This is a genomic window from Streptomyces sp. NPDC058534 (assembly GCF_042717365.1).
Taxonomy (GTDB): domain Bacteria; phylum Actinomycetota; class Actinomycetes; order Streptomycetales; family Streptomycetaceae; genus Streptomyces.
In genome coordinates this window covers 1-22,496 of the sequence record NZ_JBHXNW010000037.1, presented here as the reverse complement: position 1 = coordinate 22,496, position 22,496 = coordinate 1, and the positions used below count along the sequence as shown (strand labels likewise).

Genomic DNA, 22,496 nt, shown 5'->3' with positions numbered 1-22,496 from the left:
GCGGCCGACGGCCGGTGCCGCGCCCGTCGTCCGGCGGTGTGGTCAGGCGTCCACGACGTGGGCGACCACGCAGCTGACGTTGTCGGGACCGCCGGCGCCGTTGGCGAGCGCGACGAGTTCACGCACGGCCTGTCCGGGCTCGCCGGTGCCGGCCAGGACCCGGCGGATCTCCTCGGCCGGGACCACGGTCGACAGGCCGTCGGAGCAGAGCAGGTAGCGGTCCTCGGGCCGGACGTCGTGCAGCCGCATCTCGGCGGTGGCGTCGGCGCCCCGGCCCAGGGCGCGTATCAGCATCGACCGCTGGGGGTGCGAGGCGGCCTCCTCCGGGCTGATGCGGCCCTCGTCGACCATCGACTGCACCACGGTGTGGTCGTGCGTGATCTGGAACAGCTCCCCGTCGCGCAGCAGATGGACGCGGGAGTCGCCGACGTGGACGAGGGCCAGCCGCGACCCGGTCCACAGCATCGCGGTGAGGGTCGTGCCGCCCTCCTCGGAGCCGGAGCCGGAGCCGGAGCCGGTCCGCACGGCGTCGTGCACGGCCCGCTCCGCCCGGTCGAGGGCGTCCGCGAGCACGTCGAGGAGACCGCCCGTCGGCACCTCGTCGCTCTCCAGGTGCTTGAGCGCCTCGACGGCGGCCGCGCTCGCCGGCGCGCCGTCAGCGCCGTAGCCGTCGGCGACGGCGAGCAGGCGCGAACCGGCGTAGGCGGTGTCCTGGTTGGTCCCGCGCACCAGACCGGTGTCGGAGGCGGCGGCGTAACGGATGCTCAGGGCAGGTGCGGTCGAAGTCATGGCGGGGTCCCTTCGGTCCAGGTGGTCGACGAGGAAGGCGGCCAGGTCCCGCCGCGCGGCGGTGTCGGCCTCGACCCGCGCCCAGAAGGCACGGACCTCCTGTGCCGCCGCGCCCGCCTCCAGCGAGCAGACGTGCCGGATGCGGACCAGCGGCATCCCCAGGCGCCGGAGCCAGGCGACGAGCCGGGCCCGCTCCACCTGCTCCGGCGCGTAGAGGCGATAGCCCGTCACCGGGTCGACGCGGGCGGGAGGCAGCAGGCCCAACTCGTCGTAGAGACGCAGTGCCTTCGGCGACAGCCGGGACGCTTTCGCGAACGCCCCGATGGTCAGCAGACCCATGCCCGTTCCTCCTCGTACCGGGCCCGTCGCCCGGCTCCACCGATGCTGTGGCCTCCCCCGAGGTGAAGGTCAACCGCCACTGTGACGTCACTCGCCGGCCGGGACGAAATCCGTGCTGCCGGCCGGGGTGAGACGCGTGATGTCGACCGACCCCGCACCGGTGCGCGGGCATGACCCACCGCCCCGCGCGCCTCGCGAAACGGGCCGCCGCCATCGTCCTGGCCCCGCTGCTCGCCGGCCCCTACGGCATCGAGTCCGTCACCCGCAGGACGGACGGCCCGCTCGGCCCGCCGCAGGCACTCGGCCTCCTCCTCGACGGGCCCACCCGGGCCGAGCGCGAGCGCGGCCTGAGCTCCCAGGTGCCCCCCATGGACGGCCGGCTGACGGCCACCGCGAGCGACGGCGCCGTCGACGTCCTCGTGCCCGTCCAGGTCAGCACCGGCGAACTCGACGTGACGGCGGTCAGCCAACTCGCCTGCACGGCCGCCCACGCCGACGTCCCCGGCGGCAGGCCCGCCACCGAGGTCGACATCCGGATCCACGAGAACCTGGAGCGCACCGGGACCCCCTGGACGGTCCGCTGCGGTCCGGGCGGCAACGCGACACCGGTGACCGGCTGACGGACATCGGCTGCCCGCGGCAACGGAATGCGGCGTACACCGATCACCGTGATCTACACCCGGGGGAGAGGAGCACGGGGGCGCACTACACCCGTCGCAGTACGCCGGTCCAGCCCCAGGGTCGGATCAATTCCGAAAATCCCCGGGCGAGCATGGATGAGTACCCCGGTCAGCGCCTCGGCCTTCCCCCCATGTGCCGGGTCTTCGTCCTGCTCGTAACCCGACGGATTGGTCTCAGGTGGCTACGTTTCTCTATCGACTCGGCCGAAGGGCGTTCCGGCGCCGCGGCCTCGTCGCCCTGCTGTGGGTGGCCATACTCGTGGGCGCCGGTGTCGCGGCGTCCACCGCGCCCGCCCCGCCCGAAGACTCCTTCTCCATGCCCGGCACCGAGTCGCAGAAGGCGTTCGACCTGCTCGACGAGCAGTTCCCGGCCGCCAGTGCCGAGGGCGCCACCGCGCGGGTCGTGATCCGCGCCCCCGACGGCGGGAAGATATCCGGCCCGGCCGGCAAGGCCCAGGTCGGGGAACTGGTCGCCGCTCTCGGGGACGGCCCGCAGGTCGCCTCGGTCGACGACCCGTTCAAGGCGGACGCCGTCAGCGAGGACGGCACCACGGCGTACGCCTCCGTGACCTACAAGGTCAACGCCATGGAGCTGACCGACCAGGCCAGGGACGCGCTCACCACCGCCACCGACGACGCGCGCGAGGGCGGGTTCACCGTCGAGACCGGCGGCGACGCGGTCATGGCCGAGCAGGAGATGGGCGGCACCGCCGAACTGATCGGCATCGGCGTCGCCGCGATCGTGCTCCTGCTGACCTTCGGCTCACTGGTCGCGGCCGGCATGCCGCTGCTCTCGGCGATCATCGGGGTCGGGATCGGCATCTCCGCCATCGGGGCGCTCGGCAGCACGCTGGAGCTGTCGGCCACCACCTCCACCCTCGCCATGATGATCGGCCTCGCGGTCGCCATCGACTACGCCCTGTTCATCGTCTCGCGCTACCGCGCGGAGATCGCCGAGGGCCGCACCCCCGAGGATGCCGCGGGACGCGCCGTCGGCACCGCGGGTTCCGCCGTGGTCTTCGCCGGACTCACCGTCGTCGTGGCCCTGGCCGGCCTCGCGGTCGTCAACATCCCGATCCTCACCAAGATGGGCCTGGCCGCCGCCGGCACCGTCGGCATCGCCGTACTGATCGCGCTCACCCTCACCCCGGCGCTGCTCGGCTTCGCCGGCCGCAAGGCACTCAGCCGCAAGGACCGCAAGGCGTCCGCCACGGAGCGGAGCGCCCCCGCCAAGCCGAAGCTCGGCACCCGCTGGGCGCGGTTCGTCCTGCGGCGTCCGGTGACCGTGCTGCTGACCGCGGTCCTCGGCCTCGGCGTGATCGCCGTGCCGGCCGCCGGCATGGAGCTGGGCCTGCCCGACGAGGGCAGTTCGGCGCCGGACACCACGCAGCGCAAGGCCTACGACATGCTGTCCGACTCCTTCGGCGCCGGATTCAACGGCCCGCTGATGGTCACCGTCGACGCCCGGGAGGCCGACGACCCGAAGGCCGCCGCCGACAGTGTCGGTGACCGGATCACCGGCCTCGACGAGGCCGCGGCCGTCACCCCGGCCAACTTCAACAAGCAGGGCGACACCGCCGTCCTCACCGTGGTGCCCAAGACCGGCCCGAGCGACGCCGCCACGGAATCGCTGGTCCGGGACATCCGCTCGCTGTCCGGCGACATCAGGGCCGACACGGGCGCGACGATGCTCGTCACCGGCGCGACCGCGATGACGATCGACTTCTCGCAGACCCTGGACGACGCGCTCATCCCGTACCTGGCGCTGGTCGTCGGACTCGCCTTCCTGCTCCTGATGCTGGTGTTCCGCTCGGTCCTCGTCCCGCTCAAGGCCGCCCTGGGCTTCCTGCTGTCGGTGGCCGCGGCGCTCGGCGCGGTGGTCGCGGTCTTCCAGTGGGGCTGGCTCGCGGACGTCTTCGGGGTGGACCAGCCGGGCCCGATCATGTCGATGATGCCCATCTTCATGATCGGCGTGGTCTTCGGCCTCGCCATGGACTACGAGGTCTTCCTCGTGACCCGCATGCGGGAGGCGTACGTCCACGGATCGTCCGCCTCCGACTCCGTCACCACCGGCTTCACCCACGGCGGCCGGGTGGTCGCGGCGGCCGCGATCATCATGATCAGCGTCTTCTCCGGCTTCATCATGGAGAACGACGACATGATCAAGATGATGGGCTTCGGCCTCGCCGTCGCCGTGCTCTTCGACGCCTTCGTGGTCCGCATGGCCATCGTGCCCGCCGTGCTCGCCCTGCTCGGCACCAAGGCGTGGTGGCTGCCCAAGTGGCTGGACCGCCTGATGCCGAACGTCGACGTGGAGGGCGAGAAGCTGCACAAGGAGCTGGGCGACACACCGCCGCCCGCGGAGCCCGCGCGCGAGCCGGAGACGGCCGGGGTCTGACCCCGCGCACACCGCGCACCCCGCGCACGGCCCCGGTGCCTGGACGTCCAGGGCACCGGGGCCTTCGCGTCACGTCAGAGGTCCCGGGCGGCGTCGGTGAGCGCCTCGTCGAGGACGGCGACGCCCCGGGCGATCTCCTCGTCGCTCGCGGTCAGCGGCGGCGCGATACGGAAGATGCCGCCCATTCCCGGGAGTTGGACGATGTTCATGTGCAGCCCCAGCTCGTAGCAGCGCCGGGTGACGGCGGCGCCCAGCCGGTCGGCGCCGCCGTCACCGAGCACGTCGTCCCCGACCAGTTCCATGCCCAGGAGCAGCCCCCGGCCGCGGACGTCGCCGACCACCTTGTGCCGCTCGGCCAGCCGGTCGAGACCGTCCCGCAGTACGCCGCCGAGCCGCCGCGCGCGCTCGTCGAGCCGGTCGCGCACCAGGATGTCGAGGACGGTGTTGCCGACGGCGGCCGGCAGCGGGTCGTTGACGTGGGTGGTGAAGAACAGGAACCCGCGTTCGTGCGCCCGCCGCTCGATCTCCGCGCTGGTCAGCACGGCGGCCAGCGGCAGCCCCGCGCCGAGCGTCTTGGACAGCGTCAGAATGTCCGGCACCACGCCGTCGTGCTGGAAGGCGTACCAGTCGCCGGTGCGGCACAGCCCGGTCTGCGCCTCGTCGAGGATCAGCAGCATGCCGCGCTCCCGGCACTTGTCCGCCAGCGCGGCGAGATAGCCCGGCGGGAGTTCGACGACGCCGCCCGAGGACAGGATCGGCTCGACCAGGCACGCCGCGAGACTGCCGACCGACTGGGCGTCGATCATCTCGAAGCCCAGGTCGAGCTGGCGGCGCCAGTCCAGCTCGCCGTCCGCGTCCACGACGGAGGGGCGGTGGCGGTCCGGTACCGGGAGCGCGAAGTTGCCGGGTGCCGCCGGGCCGTAGCCCTTGCGGCCGGCGCTGTAGGTGGCGTTCGCGGCGGCCTGGGTCATGCCGTGCCAGGACCGGGCGAAGGAGACGATCTCGTGTCGGCCGGTGACGAGCTTCGCCATCCGTACGGCGGCCTCGTTCGCCTCCGCCCCGGTGGTCAGCAGCAGCGCCTTCTCCAGCGGCTCGGGCAGGGTGCCCGCCAGCCGCCGGGCCAGCTCGACGACGGGCCGGCTGAGCATGCCGCTGTGCAGGTGGTCGAGGTGGGCGACCTGCTCGCGCACGGTCGAGACGATCGCCGGGTGGGAGTGGCCGAGGATGGCACTCATCTGACCCGAGGTGAAGTCGAGCAGTTCACGACCGCTCTCGGTGAAGACGGAGGTGCCCGCGGCCCGGACGACGACCTCCGGCGAGAACGGTGCGTGGCCGGAGTAGCGGATGAGGTGGCGCCCCGGATCGGTGCCGGGAGTCTCGGAAGGCATGCGACCGACGGTAGGGACCCACCGCTGCGCGTGTCCATCGCACAGTTTCGATGCTGCTGTACGCCATCGCCGTACAATCACGGCGTGCTCAACTCCGGACGACTGCATCTCCTCGGCCTGCTGGACACGCTCGGTACGGTCCGCGCGGTCGCCGACACGCTGCATCTGAGCGCCTCGACGGTCTCCCAGCAGCTGGCGGTGCTGGAGACGGAGACCCGGTGCCGGCTGATCGAGCGGACGGGGCGGCGGGTGCGGCTGACGCCGGCCGGACTGCTGCTGGCCCGCCGGGGCCGGGAGATCCTCGACCGGATGGCCGAGGCCGAGGCGGAACTGCGCGCCCTGAACGACGAGCCCATCGGCACCGTCCGGCTCGGTGTGTTCCAGAGCGCGATCTACAGCCTCGCGGTCCCGGCGGCGACCCGCCTGGCCACCACCCACCCGCACCTGCACGTCGAACTCGTCGAGATGGAGCCGCACGAGAGCGGACCCGCCCTGCGCTCGGGCGAGGCGGACGTCATCGTCACCACCACCGACTACACCGGCCTCTCCTGGGGCGCGGACCTCGACATCGTCTCGCTGGGCAGCGACTCGGTCGTGCTGGTACTGCCCCGCGGCCACCCGCTGGCCTCCCGTACGGCGGTGAACCTCGCGGCCTGCAAGGAGGAGACCTGGGCGTGCGACCGGCCCCAGTCGTACATGGCGGACCTGACCCTGCGGCTGTGCCGCGAGGCGGGGTTCGAACCCCGGGTGGCCTGCCGCTTCAGCAACTACCTGATGCTGCTGCGGCACGTCGAGACGACGGGTTCGATCGCTCTGCTGCCGGCCCTGGCCGTCACACCGGAACACGCCGTCCTCACCCGGCGGCTCAGCCCGGCGGTGCACCGCAACGTCGTCGTCGTGGTACGCCGGGGCACCCCTCGGCGCGCGGCGGTCGGCGCGGTCATCGCCGCGCTCCGCGACCACCCCGAGATCTCCGCCCTCGCCGCCCCGGAACCCGTCCCTGAGCGCCGCTACGACCGCCCCTGAGCGCCGCGACGACCGCCCGTGAAGGCCCCGCGCTCACCTGGTCACGCGGCGGGTATCCGGCGGTGGATGTCCTCGATCATCATCCGTATCGAGGAGCGGAAGACCTCGGCCTGATACGCGCCGAGGAAGCCGGTGTGTCCGAACACCTCCAGAACGACCAGGCCGTGCAGGTGCCCCCACGCGCTCAGGAAGAGTGACGCCGCGGCGGGCGGCAGGTCCCCCTGGGCGCTCGCGGGGAGGAGGGCCAGCCGCTCCTCGAAGGGGGAGGAGAGCGGTGGGGTGTCGGCCGCCGCCAGCTGCGCCTCGGTGAAGCCGCGGAACAGCTCACGCTGGAAGATCGCGCCCATCCGGCGGACCGCCTGGGTGGTCGGACCCTCGGCCGGTGCGACGTAGTACCTGAGCGGCGTCCCGTAGAGGAGTTGGAAACGCTCGGGATGGGCGATGCCCCAGTCCCGGTACGCCCCGGCCACCACCAGCAGGCGCGGGGTGGACGGGTCCTCGGCCTCGCTGTCGGCGGTGGCCTGCAAGGCGTCGGCCAGATCGTCGTAGGCCTTGGCGATGAGGGCCGTCACGAGGGCGTCCCGGTTCGGGAAGTAATGGTAGAGCGCCTGCACGGTCATGCCGAGACTGCGGGCGACCGCCCGCAGGGACAGGGCCGCGGGTCCGTGCAGGCCGATGTGCTCCTCGGCGGCGTCCAGGATCTCCCGGGCCGCCGCGGCCCGGCGCCGCTCGCGCAGGGAGAGGGAGGGCGGTGTGGGTCGCTCGGTGGGCATGGGGCGACCCTATGGCGCCGATACCTGATGGCACATCAAGAAGTCGAACACTGTCAGGGAGATCTCTAGCTGCCAAGCCCCGGACCGCCGGTCAGGAACCCACGGAGGCGGCCCCCTCGGCGCCGGTCTCCCCGGCCGGCCGGAACTCCACGGCGACGACGCCGTCGACGCTCCTGCAGTGCTCCTCCAGCGCCGGGGCGGACACATGGCCCGGCAGCCGGCCGCTGAGCACGACGTGCCCGTGTGTCACGTCCACCTGCACCGACGACGGGGCCAGACCGAGGGCCTTGACCAGGGCCTCTTCGATGATCTCGGTGCGGATGGCCCGGTCCGCCCGCAGGAAGACCCGCAGCAGGTCACTCCTGCTCACCACCCCGATCAGCCGTCCGTCGGCGTCGACGACCAGCAGCCGCTTGATGCCGTGCCGGGCCATCACCCGGGCGGCGTCGACGACGCTCCAGTCCTCCCGTGCGCACACCGGGGGAGAGGTCATCAGCCCCGCCGCGTCGGTGGCGGACGCCTTGCGCCCCGCCGACCGGGACCACTCCTCGTACTCGGGGGAGCCGTCGGGTTCCGCGCCCCACATCTTCTGGAGGAGGTCCGCCTCCGACACCACCCCCACGGGACGGTTCTCGTCGTCGACCACCGGGACGGCCGTGATGTCGTACTCCAGCAGCAGGTGGGCGATCTCCTTGAACGGTGTGCCGTGCTGGACGCGGATCACGGCGTCGCTCATCAGATCGCGCACCTTCTGGTGTTTCATGAAGGGTCTTCTCCTCCGCTGCCGGCCCGTGTCGACCGGCGTCCGTCCTTCTTACCTGTGCGAACGTGCCGCCCGCCGCCTAAGTGCCCTCCCCTCAGGCACGGGGACTGATCAGGAGCAGGGCGATGTCGTCGTCGGGGGCCGGCGCGTGCCGTATGAGGGTGTCGGCCATCTCGTCGAGGTCGGCCGGGTCGCCGGCTTCGAGGAGCCCGGCGAGGGCGGCTATCGCGTCGTCGAGGTCGACTCCGGGAGCCTCGACGAGCCCGTCCGTGTAGAGCGCGAGCACGCTGCCCGGCGGGAGATCGAACTCCAGCGACGCGTAGAGGGTGTCCGGCTCGATGCCGAGCAGCAGGCCCGGCGGCACCCGCAGCGGTTCCATGCGCCCGTCGGCGTGGCGTATCAGGGGCGGCGGGTGACCGGCCAGGGCCACACAGGCGCGGTGCGTGGCGAGGTCGAGGTGGACGTAGGCACAGCTGGTGAACAGGCCGGGGTCCAGGTCGGTGAGCAGCCGGTTGGTGCGGGCCAGCACGTCGTCGGGGCGCGCCCCCGCGGTGGCGTGGGCGTGCACGGCCGTGCGGACCTGTCCCATGAGCGCGGCGGCGTCCACGTTGTGGCCCTGTACGTCGCCGATGGTGGCACCCGCCGTGTGCTCGTCGAGGCGGATGAGGTCGTAGAAGTCGCCGCCGACGCCCAGGCCACTGGCGGCCGGAAGGTAGCGGGCGGCGACGTTCAGCCGTGGCACGCGGGGCAGGGTGTGCGGCAGCAGGGCGGACTGGAGGCGGTGGGCGAGATGGTGCTTGGCGTCGTAGAGACGGGCGCGGTCCAGGGCCTGCCCGACCAGCCCCGCGAGCGAGGTGAGCGCGGCCCGTTCACCGGGCGGGAAGACGTGCGGCCGTACGTAGGCGAGGAGCAGGGACCCGATGGGGCGGCCGGACGCGATCAGCGGCAGTACGGCCCACGCGGCCATCCCGTCCTCGTGCACGCTGGCCGGGTACGCCTCGTGGAGTTCGTCGAAGGTCGTCCAGAACCCCGGGACACCGGTGGCCACGACGTCGACTCCGGGAAGGGCCGAGTCGAGCGGGGCCGCGTCGTAGTGCTCCAGGAGGTCGGGGCTGTATCCGCGGTAGCCGACGATCTTCAGTCGGCCGTCCTCCGGAGCCATCACCACCATGGCCTGGGCGCCCAGGGCCGGCAGCAACTGGTCCGCGGTCTGCTCGACCACGTCCTGCACCCCCACGGCCTCGGTCAGGGTGGAGGCCAGGTGCATCAGGTGGTAGAGCACGGTGGCGCGGCTGGGCCCGGCGGTCGGCACGGACCGGGCCTCGGGGCCCTCCTCGCCCGGGGCGCCCCGGGCGATGCGGACGCTGAGCCCGGTGGCGTCCGGGTACAGCTCGAAGGCCAGCCAGGTGTCCGGCGGCCGCAGCACGGTGAAGGCCTGCGGACGGCGGCTGACCAGCGCGGCCCGGTAGCGGTCCTCGACGTGGGGGACGTCCATCCAGGGCAGCGCCTCCCACGGCAGGGCGCCCACCAGGCCGGTCCGGTCGGCGCCGAGCAGCGCCGCCGCGCCCGGGGTGACGAAGGTGACGCGCCCGTCCAGGTCCAGCGCGCAGGACCCGCCCGGCAGCCGGTCCACGAAGGCGGACAGGGCCGCCGCCTCGAACGGGGAGGGCGTGCGGGGTCTCGGCGGCGGGAGCGTCCGGGGCCGGTCCCCGGTCAGCAGCGGCCCGTCACGGGTCACCACCCCCTCCACGATCCCGCCCAGACGACGGCAGCCCTCCTCGATGACCTCGCGTTCCCCCGTGGTCAGCCGCGCCCCGTGGTCTGCGGGCCACAGCAGCACAAGACCGCCCCGGACGGCGGTCTCCGAGACGATTGGGGCTGCCGCGAGCGCGAAGTCGTAGGGCAGGACGAGCGCGACCCGCGGATACTGGCGGGCCATCTCCTCCCGCCCGTTGCCCCACACCAGGCGCCGCTCGCGGACGGCATCCGCCACGGGCATCGGATCGGCCAGTCCGACCCGCCGCCACGGAGCGGCCACCTCCTGGGGGACCCCCGCCACCAGAACCTGCCACAGGGCGTTGTCGCCCGGCGGCAGTACGTACAGCAGTCCCCCGAAGGCGCCGCTCTCCCGCACCACGGCGGCCATCGCGGAGTCCATCAGCCGTCCGCCCGGACCCACCACCGCGGGACCGCCCGACGCCGGCCGGACCGCACATCACGCATACGAGGACACTACGCCCGTACCGCCGCGACGGCATGCGAGACGGTCAGTGGCCGTGCCCGTGCCCCCGGGACCGGCGCTTCACGTACAGGCGGCCGTCCCTCGGCCCGGTCCACTCCAGGCGCACCACCCCGGGCACGGCGGCGTCGTCGACGCGCGACGGGTCGGCCCAGTACCCGAAGTTGGGATTGCGGAAGAACGTCGCCCACAGGTCTCCGCGGCGGTCGGTGAAGAAGTTGTTGTGCCCCGCGCCCACCCCCGCGGTCCACCGCTCGGAGTACGGCCCCTCGAAGTGGTCCGAGACGGCGACGACCGCGTCGTACTGGTACTGCGTGCGGCCCGTGCCGGGCGGGTCGTAGGCGTACCGCGTGCTGCCGTCGGGGTTGCGCGACGTACGGTCCCACGCGGCGTGGACCAGGTAGTACCTGCCCCGGTGCTTGAACACGTACGCGCCTTCGAGGTACGGCTCGGGGGAGTAGGGCGTCTGCCGGAACCGCGGCAGGTCCGTGGCCGGGACGATGTCCTCCATGTCGTCCCGGAACCTGGCGTACAGGTCGTTGTGGAGGACGAGCCACGCGTCGTCCCCCTCGGAGTAGAGACTGCCGTCGATGTGGTGGTAGGCGCCGGGCTCGATGAACGAGGGGCCGCCGATGAACGAGTCGCCGAAGGGCTTCTCCAGATTGCCCTCGACCAGCCGGTACGGGCCCTCCACGCCACCCTCGCTGACCAGCATGAACGAGCCGACCTTGCGGGAGTGGTCGCCCATGCAGGCGACGATGTACCAGGTCCCGCGGAAGTAGTGCAGCTCCGGGGCCCAGGCCTGGCCGCGCTTGCCGAACCGGTCGTCGTGCCAGTACTCCTGCCACGGGGCCACGACGGTGCGCCCGGGCCGGTTCTCCCCGGCGAACTCCGGCGACCACACCTTGCCCTTCTCGGCGCCCGGCCGGATGCCGGTCGTGTCGGCGAGGCGCCACGGGCCCCTGAGGGACGGGGCCAGCCACACGAAGATCCCGTCGTTCCACGGGGCGGCGGCCTCCAGTCCGGGCACCCGGGTGGTGCCGGTGGCCACGTAGACCGTACGGCCGCCGACGTCGAAGCAGTTGACGTACGTGTCCCGCATCCAGACCGTGCCGCGCTCCTCGTCGCGGGGACGCGGCTCCAGCGGGAGGACGAACGAGTTGTCCTCCCGCGGCCACAGGTCCTCCCTGGTGTCCGCGAGGCCGTACGGCGCGGGGTCGGGCCAGTTCGGCGGATACCGCCGCGCCGCGCCGTGCGCTGTGCCCGGGGCCGCCTGCGCGGCGCCGGCGGGCAGGGCGAACGCCGCCCCGAGACCGGCGGCGCCGGCCAGCAGGGAACGTCGGTTCGGGCCGTTCTCGGCATGGGTCATCAGTGGCGCTCTCCTTCGTCGTCCCCGTCCGGGGAGGTGCGGCACAGCATGCGAACACCCGCGCATTTACGTCAACAGGGCGGACGAATAATGCGCGAAGGGGTGCCCGTGCAGGCGTTGCCCCACCAGGGATTGTGAACGCTTCATTTCCTCTTTCTGTCGGAGTGTTGACGGAATAATCTGGCCTCCCTACGTTGACCGGCATGCAGATGCCCAGCGGAGTGCACGCACTGGTCAGGCGGACCCACGAAGAGCGCGTGATGCGTGCGCTGCAGGAGAACGGCGCCATGAGCCGCGGCGAGATCGCCCGGGTCGTGGGCCTGTCCCGCACCACCCTGTCCGAGATCACCGGCCACCTCCTGCAACGGGGCGCCATCGTCGTCGTGGACACCGACGCCTCCCGGCGCGAGGGCAGCGGCCGGCCGGCCGAGCGCCTCGCCCTCGATCCGGCGTCGGCCCAGTTCATGGGCGTCGACTTCGGGCACCGGCGGGTGCACGTCGTCGTCGCCGACGCCTCGCACGAGATCATGGTCTCGGGCTCCGTCCGGTACGAGGACACCGCGACCTGGCGGACCCGGACCGAGCTGGCCCTGGCGCTGGTCGACCGGCTGAGCAGCGAGGCCGGGGTGCACTACGGCGCGTTGCAGGGCATCGGCATCGGCGTGCCGGGCCCCTACCCGGCGCCCGACGGTGCCGCCTGGCCGCGCGCCACCTCCGGCACCACGGTGCTCCGGCCCGCCCCGGAGGGCGTCGACATGGCCTTCGCCGAACGCTTCGACGCACCCGTGATCGTCGACAACAACACCCGCCTCGCCGCCCTCGCCGAGGCGATCAGCGGCGCCGACAGCGTCGCCGACCTGGTGTACGTCCGTCTGTCGGACGGCGTCGGCGGCGGCCTGGTCGTCGGCGGCCAGCTGGTGACCGGCTCCTCCGGGCTGGCCGGCGAGCTGGGACACGTGACCGTGGAACCGGCGGGCCGGCCCTGCCGGTGCGGCAAGCGCGGCTGTCTGGAGACCGTGGCCTCGGTGCCCGGCATCCTCGCCGCCTGCTGGGAGTTCGGCCTGCGGCTGGAGAACCTCGACGACCTGGCGGACGCCGTGAGCCGCGCCCACCCCGTCGTGGACCGGGTGCTGCGGGAGGCCGCGGGCGCGCTGGGCCGGGTCGTCGGCGCGGCCACCATGATGCTGAACCCGGCGAAGGTGGTCGTCGGCGGCGAGATCACCCGGCTGGCGCCCGTGATCGTCGAGCAGGTCGCCGCCACCCTCGCCGCCGAGATCTTCCCGACCGCCTCGGCCGGCCCGGTCGTCGCCGCGGCCCGGCTGTCGGACGACGACGGTGCCCTCGGCGCGCTCGCCGCGGTCTTCCACAGCTCTCCCCTCCTGGCGAGGTATCCCGAAACCGCCGACGTGAAGGGCCGTTCCGATGCAGCCGACTCCGCCACCGAAGGAGCCGCCCATGTCCGTCCTTGACAAGCGGGGCGCCGACCCGGGACACCCCCCGCCCGGGCAGCGGCCCGCAGCCCCGCCCGGCGCCGGCACGGAGGCCACCGGGGCCGCGCCCGGACGCGCGCGCACCGGCCGGCGCGGCCTGCCCCTCGTCCTGAACGCCGTGTCCGTCGCGGCGGGCATCGCGATCTGGTGGGCCGCGGCGTCGGCCGGCTTCAAACTGCCCACCCCGCCGGAGGTCGTCACCCGGGCCGGGACGCTGATCGGCGACGGAACCCTGGCCGAGGACGCCCTGGCCAGCCTGACGCGGGTATTGACCGGCTTCGCCCTCGGCACGGCCGTCGCCGTACCGGTGGGCTTCCTGATGGGCTGGTACGGCATCGTGCGCGGCCTGATCGAACCCTGGATCCAGTTCTTCCGCACCATCCCGCCCCTGGCGATCATCCCGCTGGCCGTGGTCGCCATGGGCATCGACGAGACCCCGAAGATCTTCGTCATCTTCCTCGCCGCGTTCCTGGCCTGCGTGATCTCGACCTTCCAGGGCGTGGTGAACGTCGACCGCACGTTGATCGACGCCGCCCGGGTGCTGGGTGCCAAGGACGCAACGATCTTCGCCCGCGTCGTCGTGCCGGCCTCCACGCCCTTCATCCTCGTCGGCATGCGGGTCGGGCTGGGCTCGGCCTGGGCCACCCTGGTCGCCGCGGAACTGATCGCCGCCCAGCAGGGCCTCGGCTACCGCATGCAGAACGCCCAGCTCTACTACGACCTCCCGACCATCTTCGTCGGACTCATCTCGATCGGGATCCTCGGTCTCCTCATGGACCGCGTCCTCCTCCTCGCCGAACGCAGGCTCACCCGATGGCAGGAACGCCGATGACCAGCAAGCCGGCCAAGATATCCGTCCAGGGCGTCACCAAGACCTTCGCACTGGGCCGGGAGACCTTCACCGCCCTCGACGACGTCTCGATCGACATCGCCGACCACGAGTTCGTCACCGTCGTCGGCCCCTCCGGCTGCGGCAAGAGCACCCTGATGAACATCCTCGCCGGCCTGGAGACCCCCACGGCGGGCCGCGCCCTGGTCGACGGGGCGCCCGTCGCCGGGCCCGGACCCGAACGCGGCGTCATCTTCCAGCAGTACGCCCTCTTCCCCTGGCTGACCGTGCGGCAGAACGTCGAGTTCGGCTTCCGGACCACGGGCGTCCCCAAACGCGAACGGCGCGCCCGGGCCGAGCACTTCATCGAACTGGTCGGCCTGGAACGCTTCGCCGACGCGCTCCCCAAGACGCTGTCCGGAGGCATGCGCCAGCGCTGCGCCATCGCCCGCGCCTACGCCGTCGACCCCTCGATCCTGCTGATGGACGAACCCTTCGGCGCCCTCGACGCGCTCACCCGGGTCAAACTCCAGGAGCAACTGCTGCGGACCTGGAGCCAGGACAAGCGCACGGTGCTGTTCATCACCCACGACGTCGACGAGGCCGTGTTCCTGGCCAACCGCGTGATCGTCATGGCGGCCCGTCCCGGGCGCGTCTACGACGTCATCGAGGTCGACCCCGCCGTCGTGCGCGACGAGGCGTTCCGGCTCAGCCCCGAGTTCGCCGCCCTGCGCAACCGGGTGTGGCACTCCGTCTACCACCAGGAAGGCCGCACCGCCGCCCTTTCCGGTGCCCACTCCCCGACCTCATGACCCGGAAGGGACGCACCGCCATGCCCACCACACCCACCCGCAGGCGCCTCACCGCCACCCTGGCCGGCGCGGCCGCGCTGACGCTGCTCGCCGCGTGCGGCGACGGATCGTCCTCCGGCGCCTCGGGCGACAAGGTCCGCTTCGGCTACATCAACGACTTCAACGGCGCCAGTCTGATCGCCATCGCCGAGGCCAAGGGCCTGTGGAAGAAGCACGGCCTGTCCGCGGAGAGCAAGGTCTTCACCAACGGGCCCCTCCAGATCCAGGCCCTCGGCACGGACAACCTCGACTTCGGCTACATAGGCCCCGGCGCCATGTGGCTGCCCGCCTCCGGCCAGGCCAAGGTCGTCGCCATCAACACGCTCGGCAACTCCGACCGGGTCCTCGCCCAGCCGGGCATCACGTCGATGCGGCAGCTCGAGGGCAAGACCGTCGCCGTGCCCGAGGGCACCTCCGGCGACATGATCCTCTCCCTCGCCCTGGAGAAGGCCGGGATGACCAAGGAGGACCTGAAGGTCGTCCCCATGGACCCGTCCACCATCGTCTCCGCCTTCTCCTCCCAGCAGATCGACGCGGCGGGCTTCTGGTACCCCGCCGCCGCGACCATCAAGAAGCAGGTGCCCGACCTGGTCGAACTCGCCAAGAACGCCGACTTCGAGCAGGACATCTCCTTCCCCACCGCGTTCGTGGCGAACAACAAGCTGGTCGCCGAACAGCCGGACAGGACCAAGAAGGTCCTCGCCGTGCTTCGCGAGGCCATGGCCTTCCGCGCCGACCACCCCGACGAGGCGATCCAACTCACCGCGGACAAACTGAAGATCCCCGCCGACCAGGTCGAGGCCGACGCCGCGAACAACAAGGTGCTCGGCGTCGCGGAACTGGACAAGCTGACCCGGGACGGCACCGTCGCCAAGTGGCTGCAGGGCATGAACGACTACTTCGTCGGCACCGGCAAGCTGAAGAAGCCCGTCGACCCGAAGACCTACTACACCGGCGACCTCTTCACGGGAGCGGGCAAGTGACCCAGGCCGGCACGGACCGGAAGAACATCCTCTTCCTCATGACCGACCAGCACCGGACGGACACGCTCGGCGCCTACGGCAACCGGCTGGCGCACACCCCCGCGCTCGACGAACTGGCCGCCACCGGAACCCGGTTCGACCGCTGGTACACGCCCACCGCGATCTGCACCCCGGCCCGCGCCAGTCTGCTGACCGGCCAGGCGCCCTTCCGCCACAAGCTCCTGGCCAACCACGAACGCAACGTCGGCTACCTGGAGGACCTGGCCGAGGAGCAGTTCACCTTCTCCGGGGCGCTGCGCGAGCGGGGCTACAACTGCGGCCTCATCGGCAAGTGGCACGCCGGCAACCGGCGCACCGCCGCCGACTACGGCTTCGACGGCCCCGAACTCCCCGGCTGGCACAACCCCGTGGACAACCCCGACTACCTCGCCTACCTCGCCGAACGCGGACTGCCGCCGTACGAGATCGGCGACCGGATCCGCGGCACCCTGCCCAACGGCGGCCCCGGCAACCTGCTGGCGGCCCGGCTGCACCAGCCGGTCGAGGCCACCTTCGAGCACTACCTCGCCACCCGCGCCATCGAGACGCTGGAACGGTACGCGGCGGACACCCGCGAGCACGACCGGCCGTTCTTCCTGGCCCTGCACTTCTTCGGCCCCCACCTGCCGTACATCCTGCCGGACGAGTACTTCGACCTGGTCGACCCCGCCGACGTGGAGCTGCCGCGGTCCGTGGCCGAGACGTTCGAGGGCAAGCCCCCGGTCCAGCGCAACTACAGCGCGCACTGGACCTTCGACACGATGCCGATCGAGACCACCCGCAAACTCATCGCGGTCTACTGGGGTTACGTGGCGCTCATCGACATGGAGATCGGCCGGGTCGTGGCGGCCATGGAGCGGCTCGGGCTGGTGGACGACACGGCGGTGTTCTTCACCTGCGACCACGGGGAGTTCACCGGCGCGCACCGGCTGCACGACAAGGGCCCGGCGATGTACGAGGACATCTACCGCACCCCCGGCCTGGTCCGGGTGCCGGGCGCGCCCGCCGGCCAGGTCCGCGACGAGTTCGTCAGCCTCCTCGACTGCACCGCCACCATCCTCGAACTGGCGGGCGCAGACCCGAAACCCGCCGTCGACTCGCGCAGCCTGCTGCCCCTGGTGCGGGGCGAGACGGTGGACTGGGCCGAGGACATCGTCTGCGAGTTCCACGGCCACCACTTCCCCTACCCGCAGCGCATGCTGCGCGAGGACCGGTACAAACTCGTCGTCAACCCCGACTCCGTCAACGAGCTGTACGACCTGCGCACCGACCCGGACGAACTCCAGAACGTCTACGCCCACCCCGAACAGGCCGAGGTCCGCACCCGCATGCTGCGCCGGCTCTACGGCGTACTGCGCGAGCGGGGTGACAACTTCCACCACTGGATGACGTCGATGTACGACGTGGGCGAGGTCGCGCACGACCCGACCCTGAGCGGGCTCGACGAGTCCACGTACCGGGCATAGCCAGGCCCGCGACCCCTTCGAGGAACCATGACCAGCGCCCACCGCCCGTGCTGCACCCCCGCCGCCGCACCCGCCGCCGTCCCGGGCGCCCCGCCCGCCCCCGGGCAGGCCGACCGGGCGCGCTCGACGCGGGGGCAGGTGCTGCTGCCGGGCGGTGCGTTCGCGATGGGGGACGCCTTCGGGGAGGGATACCCGGCCGACGGCGAGACACCGGTTCACACCGTGCGTCTGCCGCCCTTCCACATCGACGAGACCGCCGTCACCAACGCCCGCTTCGCCGCCTTCGTCAAGGCGACGGGGTACGTGACCGACGCGGAAACCTACGGGTCCTCCGCGGTCTTCCACCTCGTGGTCGCCGCCGCGTCCGCGGACGTCCTCGGCAGCGCCGCGGGAGCCCCCTGGTGGATCAACGTGCGGGGCGCGCACTGGCGCCGCCCCGAGGGTGCCCGCTCCGACATCAGCACCCGGCAGAACCATCCCGTCGTCCACATCTCCTGGAACGACGCCACCGCCTACGCCCGGTGGGCCGGCAAACGCCTGCCCACCGAGGCCGAGTGGGAGTACGCCGCGCGCGGCGGTCGGGGCGGGCGACGCTACCCCTGGGGCGACGACCTGACCCCCGGCGGCCACTGGCGCTGCAACATCTGGCAGGGCAGGTTCCCGCACGTCAACACCGAGGACGACGGTCACCTGACCACGGCACCGGTCAGGTCCTACCGGGCCAACGGCTTCGGGCTGTGGAACACCGCGGGCAACGTGTGGGAGTGGTGCGCCGACTGGTTCTCGCCCACCTACTACGCCCGGTCGCCCGCGTCGGACCCGCACGGCCCGGAGACCGGGACCGCACGGGTTCTGCGCGGCGGCTCCTACCTGTGCCACGACTCCTACTGCAACCGCTACCGGGTCGCCGCACGGTCCTCCAACACCCCGGAGTCCTCGTCCGGCAACCTCGGCTTCCGCTGCGCCAACGACGGCGCCCGGGCGGCCTCCTAGGCGATGGCGGCCCGTGCCCCGGCGACGAGGGCCGCCAGCTCCTCGGTCTCGTCCGCGGTGAGCGACGTCAGCGGGGGACGGACCGGTCCCGCCTTGAGGCCGGACAGGGTCACCCCGGCCTTCACCAGCGACACCGCGTACCCCGGGACGCGCCGGCGCAGCCGGACCAGGGGATGGAAGAACGTCCGCTGCAGTGTGTCGATCCTCGCGGTGTCGCCCTCCTCGACCGCGCGGTGGAAGGCGAGGGAGAGGTCCGGCGCGAACGCGAAGGCGGCCGAGGAGTACAGCTCGACGCCCAGTGCCCGGTAGGCCAGTTGGCTCGCCTCGGCGGTGGGCATGCCGTTGAAGAACTGGAAGTCCTTGCCCGACCCGTCGAGGGCCGCGCGTACGGCGGGGACGATGCGCGCGACCAGGTCGAGGTCGCCGGTGCCGTCCTTGAGACCCGCCACGGTCGGCAGCTGCGCGACCTCGGCCGCCGCGTGCTCGTCGAAGCGGGCGTTGGCCCGGCTGTAGACGATCAGCGGGGGGGCCTCATGGTGGCCCAGGGCCGGCAGTACCTCCAGACCGCCTGGTGGATCACCGTGCTGCCCGGCCTCGCCATCGTCCTGACGACCGTGTCCGCGACGGTGCTCGCCGCCTGGGCCCGCATCGCCACCGACCCGGCCCAGCGCTGGCGGCTGACGCTGCCCAGGAAGCGCCGCCCCGTCCAGGCCCCCGTACCGCCGGAGATGATCCCGTGACGACCACCGCCAGTGCCGCACCGACCGGCACCGACACCCCCGCCCTCGACGTCGAGGGCCTGTGCGTGGACCTGACCACACCCATGGGGACCGTACGGGCCGTCGACGGCGTCAGCTTCAGCGTCCACCGCGGCCGCACCCTGGCCCTCCTGGGCGAGTCCGGCTGCGGCAAGTCCATGACCGCCCTCTCCGTCGTCGGACTGCTGGACCCGGCGGCGGAGGTGACCGGCGGCGCCGTACGCGTCAGGGGCGACGACACGCTCCGCATGAGCCCGGCGGAACGCCGCAGGCTGGCCGGGCCCGTCCTCTCCATCGTCTTCCAGGACGCCCTCACCGCACTCAACCCCGTGCAGCCCGTGGGCCGGCAGATCGGTGAACCCTTCCGCATCCACCGGAAACTCTCCCGCCGCCAGGCGCGGGAGCAGGCGATCGAGCTGATGACCCGGGTGGGCATCCCCGAACCGAGGCAGCGGGCCCGGTCCTACCCCCACCAGTTCTCCGGCGGCATGCGGCAACGGCTGCTCATCGCGATGGCCGTCGCCCTCGCGCCCGACGTGCTCATCGCCGACGAACCCACCACGGCCCTCGACGTGACCGTGCAGGCCCAGATCATGCGGCTGCTGCGCGACCTCCAGGACGAACGGGAGATGGCCGTCGTCCTGATCACCCACGACCTCGCCGTGGTTGTCCAGCGCGCCGACGACGTGGTCGTGATGTACGCCGGCACGGTCGTGGAGAACGGACCCGTACGCGACGTCTTCTCCGCACCCCGCCACCCCTACACGCGGGGCCTGCTCGACTCGGTGCCCGAGGACAGCGTGCGCGGACGGCCGCTGCCCGCCGTTCCCGGCAGCCCGCCCGAGCTGAGCGCGGTGCCCTCCGGCTGCGTCTTCCAGGCCCGCTGCCCGCTGGTACGGGAGCGCTGCGTCCGGGAACGGCCGTCCCTGCGCCCGTCCGGCGAGGGCCGTTCGGCCGCCTGTCACTTCTCCGAGGAGCTCGACCGTGCCTGACTCCCGCGCCACCACCGCCACCCCCGGGCCCGGTCCGCAGAAGGACGCGCCGCTGCTGGAGGTACGAGGGATCCGCAAGACCTTCGGCAGCGGCCGGCGCCGGCTGACCGCCCTGGACGGGGTGGACGTAAGGATCGGCCGGGGCCAGACCCTCGGACTCGTCGGCGAGTCGGGGTGCGGCAAGTCGACCCTGGCCAGGGTGCTGCTCGGACTGGAGCGCCCGGACGCGGGCACCGTCCGGTTCGACGGCACCGACCCCTTCGCCCTGCGCGGCAGGGAACTGCTGGCCTGGCGGCGCCGGGTGCAGATGGTCTTCCAGGACCCCTTCGCCTCGCTCAACGCGCGCATGTCGGCGGCCGACCTGATCGGCGAACCCTGGCGCACCCACCGGGACGTCGTGCCGGACGCCAAGGCCCGCGAGAAGCGGATCCGTGAACTGCTCTCCCTGGTCGGGCTGCGGGCGAGCGACGCGCACCGCCATCCCAACGAGTTCTCCGGTGGACAGCGCCAGCGCATCGGCATCGCCCGCGCGCTGGCCCTGGACCCCGACCTCATCGTGTGCGACGAACCCGTCTCCGCGCTCGACCTGTCCGTGCAGGCGCAGGTCCTGAACGTACTCTCCGACCTGCGGACCCGCCTCGGCGTCACCTACGTGTTCATCTCCCACGACCTCTCCGTGGTGCGCTACATCTCCGACCGGGTGTCGGTGATGTACCTGGGCAAGGTCGTCGAACACGGGGACACGGACGACGTCTTCGAGAACCCCCAGCACCCCTACACGGCCGCGCTGATGTCGGCGGCCCCCGTCCTCGACCCCGGCCGCGACGCCCGCCGCCAGGAGATCCAGCTCCAGGGCGAGATCCCCTCGCCCTTCGACATCCCCTCCGGCTGCCGCTTCCGCACCCGGTGCGGGCGGGCCGAGGACCGGTGCGCGACCGAGGCCCCACCCGTCGTGGCCCGGGAGACGGCGGTCGGGGCCGAACCTCACACGGGCCTGTGTCACTTCCCCCTGGAGGCGGCGTCCTCGTGGGCCTGACCGGCCCGGAGTTCGTCCTGCTCTCGGTCACGGTGGGGCTGGGCGCCCTGCTCCAGGTCTCCATCGGCTTCGGCCTCGGCATGATCGCCGCGCCGGTCTTCTCCCTCGTGGACCCCGTGCTCGCCCCGACGGCGGTCCTGCTGCTCGCCACCGGGGTCACCGCGGCGGTGCTCGTGCGCGAGCGCGGCCGGGCCGACCTGCGCGGCTGCGGCTGGGCACTGGCCGGCCGGCTGCCGGGCGTCCTGGCAGGCGCCCTGCTCGTGGTGGCCCTCCCCGCCCGTCACCTCGCCCTGCTCGTCGCCGCGGTGGTCCTCGTCGGCGGCACGGTGAGCGTGGCGGGCTACGTGCCGCGGCAGCGGCGCTCCTCGGTGGTCCTGGCCGGGATGGCCTCGGGCCTGATGGGCACGGCGACCTCCATCGGCGGGCCGCCCATGGCGATGGTGTGGCAGCGGCTCGGCGGACGGGAACTGCGCGCCACGATGAGCGCCTTCTTCCTCGCCGGCTCCCTGATGAGCCTCGCCGCGCTGACCGCGGCCGGCACGGTCGGCTCCCACGCGCTGCGGGGCACCGTCCTGCTCACCCCCGCCGCCGTGGCCGGGGTACTGCTCGCCGGGCCGCTGACCCGGCGGCTGAACGTCCGGCGCACCCGCGCGGCGGCCACGGCACTCGCGGTCGCGGGTGCCGTGGTCCTCGTCCTCCAGCAGTTCCTCTGACCGTCGGGCCGTTCCGCTACGTGCGCAGCAGTCGCTGGGTGATCTCCCGGTACTGCCTCAGCGCGAGCCGGAGTTCTTCGGACCGCGTCTCGGGGTCCCGGTCCTGCCAGCTCTCGTGCAGGACCCGGCGTCGCTCCGCGAGCGCGTCCACGAGGTGGGCGACGGCGTCGTCGTAGGCGCCCTCCGCCTCCTCAAGCGCTTCGCACGGAGTGTCGGCGAAGCTGTTGATGGCCTTGCGGAGGCGGGCCAGGACCGCGTCCCGCTCGTCCGACGGCAGCAGCGCGTCCGGTGCCGCGGAGTGGTGCTCGGGGCGACGCGAGGGCTGGTCCGACGGCTGCTGTGCGCGCGTCTGGTCGTACATCATCGTATGCCGCTTTCCTGGGTTGCTTGGGTCACCGGATTCCCCGGAGCGGCATGGCTCTGCGCCGTGCGGACAGTCAACGCCCGACGCCGGTGCGTGTCAAAGCAACGGCTTCCTGACGCCCCGCTCAGCGCTGGGTGAGGGTCTGGGGGTAGTCGGTGATGATGCCGTCGACGCCGAGGGCGAGCATGTTGCGGATGGCGCCGGGTTCGTCGACGGTC

Annotated in this window: 21 protein-coding genes and 1 pseudogene; 13 read left to right on the top strand and 9 right to left on the bottom strand. The window is 72.5% G+C overall.

Annotated features, from left to right (window positions below; translation table 11 throughout):
• Window positions 1-42: 42 nt before the first annotated feature.
• A complete protein-coding gene (locus ACFWR9_RS22760) occupies window positions 43-1,128 on the bottom strand; it encodes a MerR family transcriptional regulator (protein WP_383845084.1) in 1,086 nt (361 codons plus the stop codon).
• 170 nt (window positions 1,129-1,298) lie between these two features.
• On the opposite strand from ACFWR9_RS22760, the gene ACFWR9_RS22755 reads away from it, so the two are divergent.
• Both ACFWR9_RS22755 and ACFWR9_RS22750 read left to right on the top strand, forming a co-directional pair.
• A complete protein-coding gene (locus ACFWR9_RS22755; RefSeq protein ID WP_383845082.1) occupies window positions 1,299-1,748 on the top strand; it encodes a hypothetical protein in 450 nt (149 codons plus the stop codon).
• Window positions 1,749-1,986: 238 nt separating this feature from the next.
• Window positions 1,987-4,206: an MMPL family transporter gene (locus ACFWR9_RS22750; RefSeq protein ID WP_383845080.1), complete on the top strand. Its 2,220-nt coding sequence runs from the start codon at window positions 1,987-1,989 to the stop codon at window positions 4,204-4,206.
• Between the two features lie 74 nt (window positions 4,207-4,280).
• Here the strand turns inward: ACFWR9_RS22750 and ACFWR9_RS22745 are convergent, their stop codons facing one another.
• Complete coding sequence (locus ACFWR9_RS22745; RefSeq protein ID WP_383845078.1) at window positions 4,281-5,594, bottom strand: aspartate aminotransferase family protein; 1,314 nt, start codon at window positions 5,592-5,594, stop codon at window positions 4,281-4,283.
• Between the two features lie 84 nt (window positions 5,595-5,678).
• On the opposite strand from ACFWR9_RS22745, the gene ACFWR9_RS22740 reads away from it, so the two are divergent.
• A complete protein-coding gene (locus ACFWR9_RS22740) occupies window positions 5,679-6,620 on the top strand; it encodes a LysR substrate-binding domain-containing protein (RefSeq protein WP_383845076.1) in 942 nt (313 codons plus the stop codon).
• Between the two features lie 41 nt (window positions 6,621-6,661).
• Here the strand turns inward: ACFWR9_RS22740 and ACFWR9_RS22735 are convergent, their stop codons facing one another.
• From ACFWR9_RS22735 to ACFWR9_RS22720, 4 genes are all read right to left on the bottom strand, one after another.
• On the bottom strand, window positions 6,662-7,393 hold the full coding sequence (locus ACFWR9_RS22735; protein ID WP_383845075.1) for a TetR/AcrR family transcriptional regulator: 732 nt from the start codon (window positions 7,391-7,393) through the stop codon (window positions 6,662-6,664).
• Window positions 7,394-7,484: 91 nt separating this feature from the next.
• On the bottom strand, window positions 7,485-8,156 hold the full coding sequence (locus tag ACFWR9_RS22730; RefSeq protein ID WP_383845073.1) for a CBS domain-containing protein: 672 nt from the start codon (window positions 8,154-8,156) through the stop codon (window positions 7,485-7,487).
• Between the two features lie 94 nt (window positions 8,157-8,250).
• Window positions 8,251-10,314, bottom strand: coding sequence for a SpoIIE family protein phosphatase (locus ACFWR9_RS22725; RefSeq protein ID WP_383845071.1), 2,064 nt, complete (start codon window positions 10,312-10,314; stop codon window positions 8,251-8,253).
• Window positions 10,315-10,423: 109 nt separating this feature from the next.
• Window positions 10,424-11,764, bottom strand: coding sequence for a family 43 glycosylhydrolase (locus ACFWR9_RS22720; RefSeq protein ID WP_383845069.1), 1,341 nt, complete (start codon window positions 11,762-11,764; stop codon window positions 10,424-10,426).
• Between the two features lie 203 nt (window positions 11,765-11,967).
• On the opposite strand from ACFWR9_RS22720, the gene ACFWR9_RS22715 reads away from it, so the two are divergent.
• From ACFWR9_RS22715 to ACFWR9_RS22690, 6 genes are read left to right on the top strand one after another with little or no spacing between them, the layout of a single operon-like run.
• Window positions 11,968-13,233, top strand: coding sequence for an ROK family transcriptional regulator (locus ACFWR9_RS22715; protein WP_383845067.1), 1,266 nt, complete (start codon window positions 11,968-11,970; stop codon window positions 13,231-13,233).
• The gene (locus ACFWR9_RS22710) at window positions 13,220-14,086 is read left to right on the top strand and encodes an ABC transporter permease (RefSeq protein WP_383845065.1); all 867 of its coding nucleotides are present in this window, start codon (window positions 13,220-13,222) and stop codon (window positions 14,084-14,086) included. The genes ACFWR9_RS22715 and ACFWR9_RS22710 overlap by 14 nt, the downstream gene beginning before the upstream one ends.
• Window positions 14,083-14,895 carry an ABC transporter ATP-binding protein gene (locus tag ACFWR9_RS22705; protein WP_383845063.1) on the top strand — a complete coding sequence of 271 codons (813 nt, stop codon included), beginning with the start codon at window positions 14,083-14,085 and terminating at the stop codon, window positions 14,893-14,895. The genes ACFWR9_RS22710 and ACFWR9_RS22705 overlap by 4 nt, the downstream gene beginning before the upstream one ends.
• A gap of 20 nt (window positions 14,896-14,915) precedes the next feature.
• Window positions 14,916-15,917 carry an aliphatic sulfonate ABC transporter substrate-binding protein gene (locus tag ACFWR9_RS22700; protein WP_383845061.1) on the top strand — a complete coding sequence of 334 codons (1,002 nt, stop codon included), beginning with the start codon at window positions 14,916-14,918 and terminating at the stop codon, window positions 15,915-15,917.
• Window positions 15,914-17,422 (top strand): sulfatase-like hydrolase/transferase, encoded by a 1,509-nt coding sequence (locus ACFWR9_RS22695; protein WP_383845059.1) that lies wholly within the window; start codon window positions 15,914-15,916, stop codon window positions 17,420-17,422. The genes ACFWR9_RS22700 and ACFWR9_RS22695 overlap by 4 nt, the downstream gene beginning before the upstream one ends.
• A gap of 27 nt (window positions 17,423-17,449) precedes the next feature.
• Entirely contained in the window at window positions 17,450-18,415 is a 966-nt protein-coding gene (locus ACFWR9_RS22690; protein ID WP_383845057.1) for a formylglycine-generating enzyme family protein, read from the top strand.
• Here the strand turns inward: ACFWR9_RS22690 and ACFWR9_RS22685 are convergent.
• On the bottom strand, window positions 18,412-18,933 hold the full coding sequence (locus ACFWR9_RS22685) for a dihydrodipicolinate synthase family protein (protein WP_383845179.1): 522 nt from the start codon (window positions 18,931-18,933) through the stop codon (window positions 18,412-18,414). The genes ACFWR9_RS22690 and ACFWR9_RS22685 overlap by 4 nt on opposite strands.
• Window positions 18,934-18,948: 15 nt before the next feature.
• Here ACFWR9_RS22685 and ACFWR9_RS22680 point away from each other — a divergent pair, with 15 nt between their 5' ends.
• The 4 genes from ACFWR9_RS22680 (at window position 18,949) to ACFWR9_RS22665 (ending at window position 21,914) form a co-directional block, all read left to right on the top strand.
• Window positions 18,949-19,155 (top strand): hypothetical protein, encoded by a 207-nt coding sequence (locus tag ACFWR9_RS22680; RefSeq protein ID WP_383845187.1) that lies wholly within the window; start codon window positions 18,949-18,951, stop codon window positions 19,153-19,155.
• A gap of 83 nt (window positions 19,156-19,238) precedes the next feature.
• Window positions 19,239-20,165, top strand: coding sequence for an ABC transporter ATP-binding protein (locus tag ACFWR9_RS22675; RefSeq protein WP_383845178.1), 927 nt, complete (start codon window positions 19,239-19,241; stop codon window positions 20,163-20,165).
• The gene (locus ACFWR9_RS22670; protein WP_383845055.1) at window positions 20,158-21,201 is read left to right on the top strand and encodes an ABC transporter ATP-binding protein; all 1,044 of its coding nucleotides are present in this window, start codon (window positions 20,158-20,160) and stop codon (window positions 21,199-21,201) included. The genes ACFWR9_RS22675 and ACFWR9_RS22670 overlap by 8 nt, the downstream gene beginning before the upstream one ends.
• Window positions 21,192-21,914, top strand: a complete 723-nt coding sequence (locus ACFWR9_RS22665; RefSeq protein ID WP_383845053.1) for a sulfite exporter TauE/SafE family protein — start codon at window positions 21,192-21,194, stop codon at window positions 21,912-21,914. The genes ACFWR9_RS22670 and ACFWR9_RS22665 overlap by 10 nt, the downstream gene beginning before the upstream one ends.
• 16 nt (window positions 21,915-21,930) lie before the next feature.
• Here the strand turns inward: ACFWR9_RS22665 and ACFWR9_RS22660 are convergent, their stop codons facing one another.
• Together ACFWR9_RS22660 and ACFWR9_RS22655 are read right to left on the bottom strand one after the other, a co-directional pair.
• A complete protein-coding gene (locus tag ACFWR9_RS22660; RefSeq protein ID WP_383845176.1) occupies window positions 21,931-22,275 on the bottom strand; it encodes a hypothetical protein in 345 nt (114 codons plus the stop codon).
• Between the two features lie 127 nt (window positions 22,276-22,402).
• Window positions 22,403-22,496, bottom strand: a pseudogene (locus ACFWR9_RS22655) (hydrolase); the annotation flags it as partial.

Excerpts from the sequence above, each read along its gene's own strand:
- ACFWR9_RS22760 (WP_383845084.1), bottom strand. The coding sequence starts at position 1,128 with ATGGGTCTGCTGACCATCGGGGCGTTCGCGAAAGCGTCCCGGCTGTCG.
- ACFWR9_RS22755 (WP_383845082.1), top strand. The coding sequence starts at position 1,299 with ATGACCCACCGCCCCGCGCGCCTCGCGAAACGGGCCGCCGCCATCGTC.
- ACFWR9_RS22745 (WP_383845078.1), bottom strand. The coding sequence starts at position 5,594 with ATGCCTTCCGAGACTCCCGGCACCGATCCGGGGCGCCACCTCATCCGC.
- ACFWR9_RS22735 (WP_383845075.1), bottom strand. The coding sequence starts at position 7,393 with ATGCCCACCGAGCGACCCACACCGCCCTCCCTCTCCCTGCGCGAGCGG.
- ACFWR9_RS22730 (WP_383845073.1), bottom strand. The coding sequence starts at position 8,156 with ATGAAACACCAGAAGGTGCGCGATCTGATGAGCGACGCCGTGATCCGC.
- ACFWR9_RS22725 (WP_383845071.1), bottom strand. The coding sequence starts at position 10,314 with ATGGACTCCGCGATGGCCGCCGTGGTGCGGGAGAGCGGCGCCTTCGGG.
- ACFWR9_RS22720 (WP_383845069.1), bottom strand. The coding sequence starts at position 11,764 with ATGACCCATGCCGAGAACGGCCCGAACCGACGTTCCCTGCTGGCCGGC.
- ACFWR9_RS22715 (WP_383845067.1), top strand. The coding sequence starts at position 11,968 with ATGCAGATGCCCAGCGGAGTGCACGCACTGGTCAGGCGGACCCACGAA.
- ACFWR9_RS22710 (WP_383845065.1), top strand. The coding sequence starts at position 13,220 with ATGTCCGTCCTTGACAAGCGGGGCGCCGACCCGGGACACCCCCCGCCC.
- ACFWR9_RS22705 (WP_383845063.1), top strand. The coding sequence starts at position 14,083 with ATGACCAGCAAGCCGGCCAAGATATCCGTCCAGGGCGTCACCAAGACC.
- ACFWR9_RS22700 (WP_383845061.1), top strand. The coding sequence starts at position 14,916 with ATGCCCACCACACCCACCCGCAGGCGCCTCACCGCCACCCTGGCCGGC.
- ACFWR9_RS22690 (WP_383845057.1), top strand. The coding sequence starts at position 17,450 with ATGACCAGCGCCCACCGCCCGTGCTGCACCCCCGCCGCCGCACCCGCC.
- ACFWR9_RS22680 (WP_383845187.1), top strand. The coding sequence starts at position 18,949 with ATGGTGGCCCAGGGCCGGCAGTACCTCCAGACCGCCTGGTGGATCACC.
- ACFWR9_RS22675 (WP_383845178.1), top strand. The coding sequence starts at position 19,239 with ATGGGGACCGTACGGGCCGTCGACGGCGTCAGCTTCAGCGTCCACCGC.
- ACFWR9_RS22660 (WP_383845176.1), bottom strand. The coding sequence starts at position 22,275 with ATGTACGACCAGACGCGCGCACAGCAGCCGTCGGACCAGCCCTCGCGT.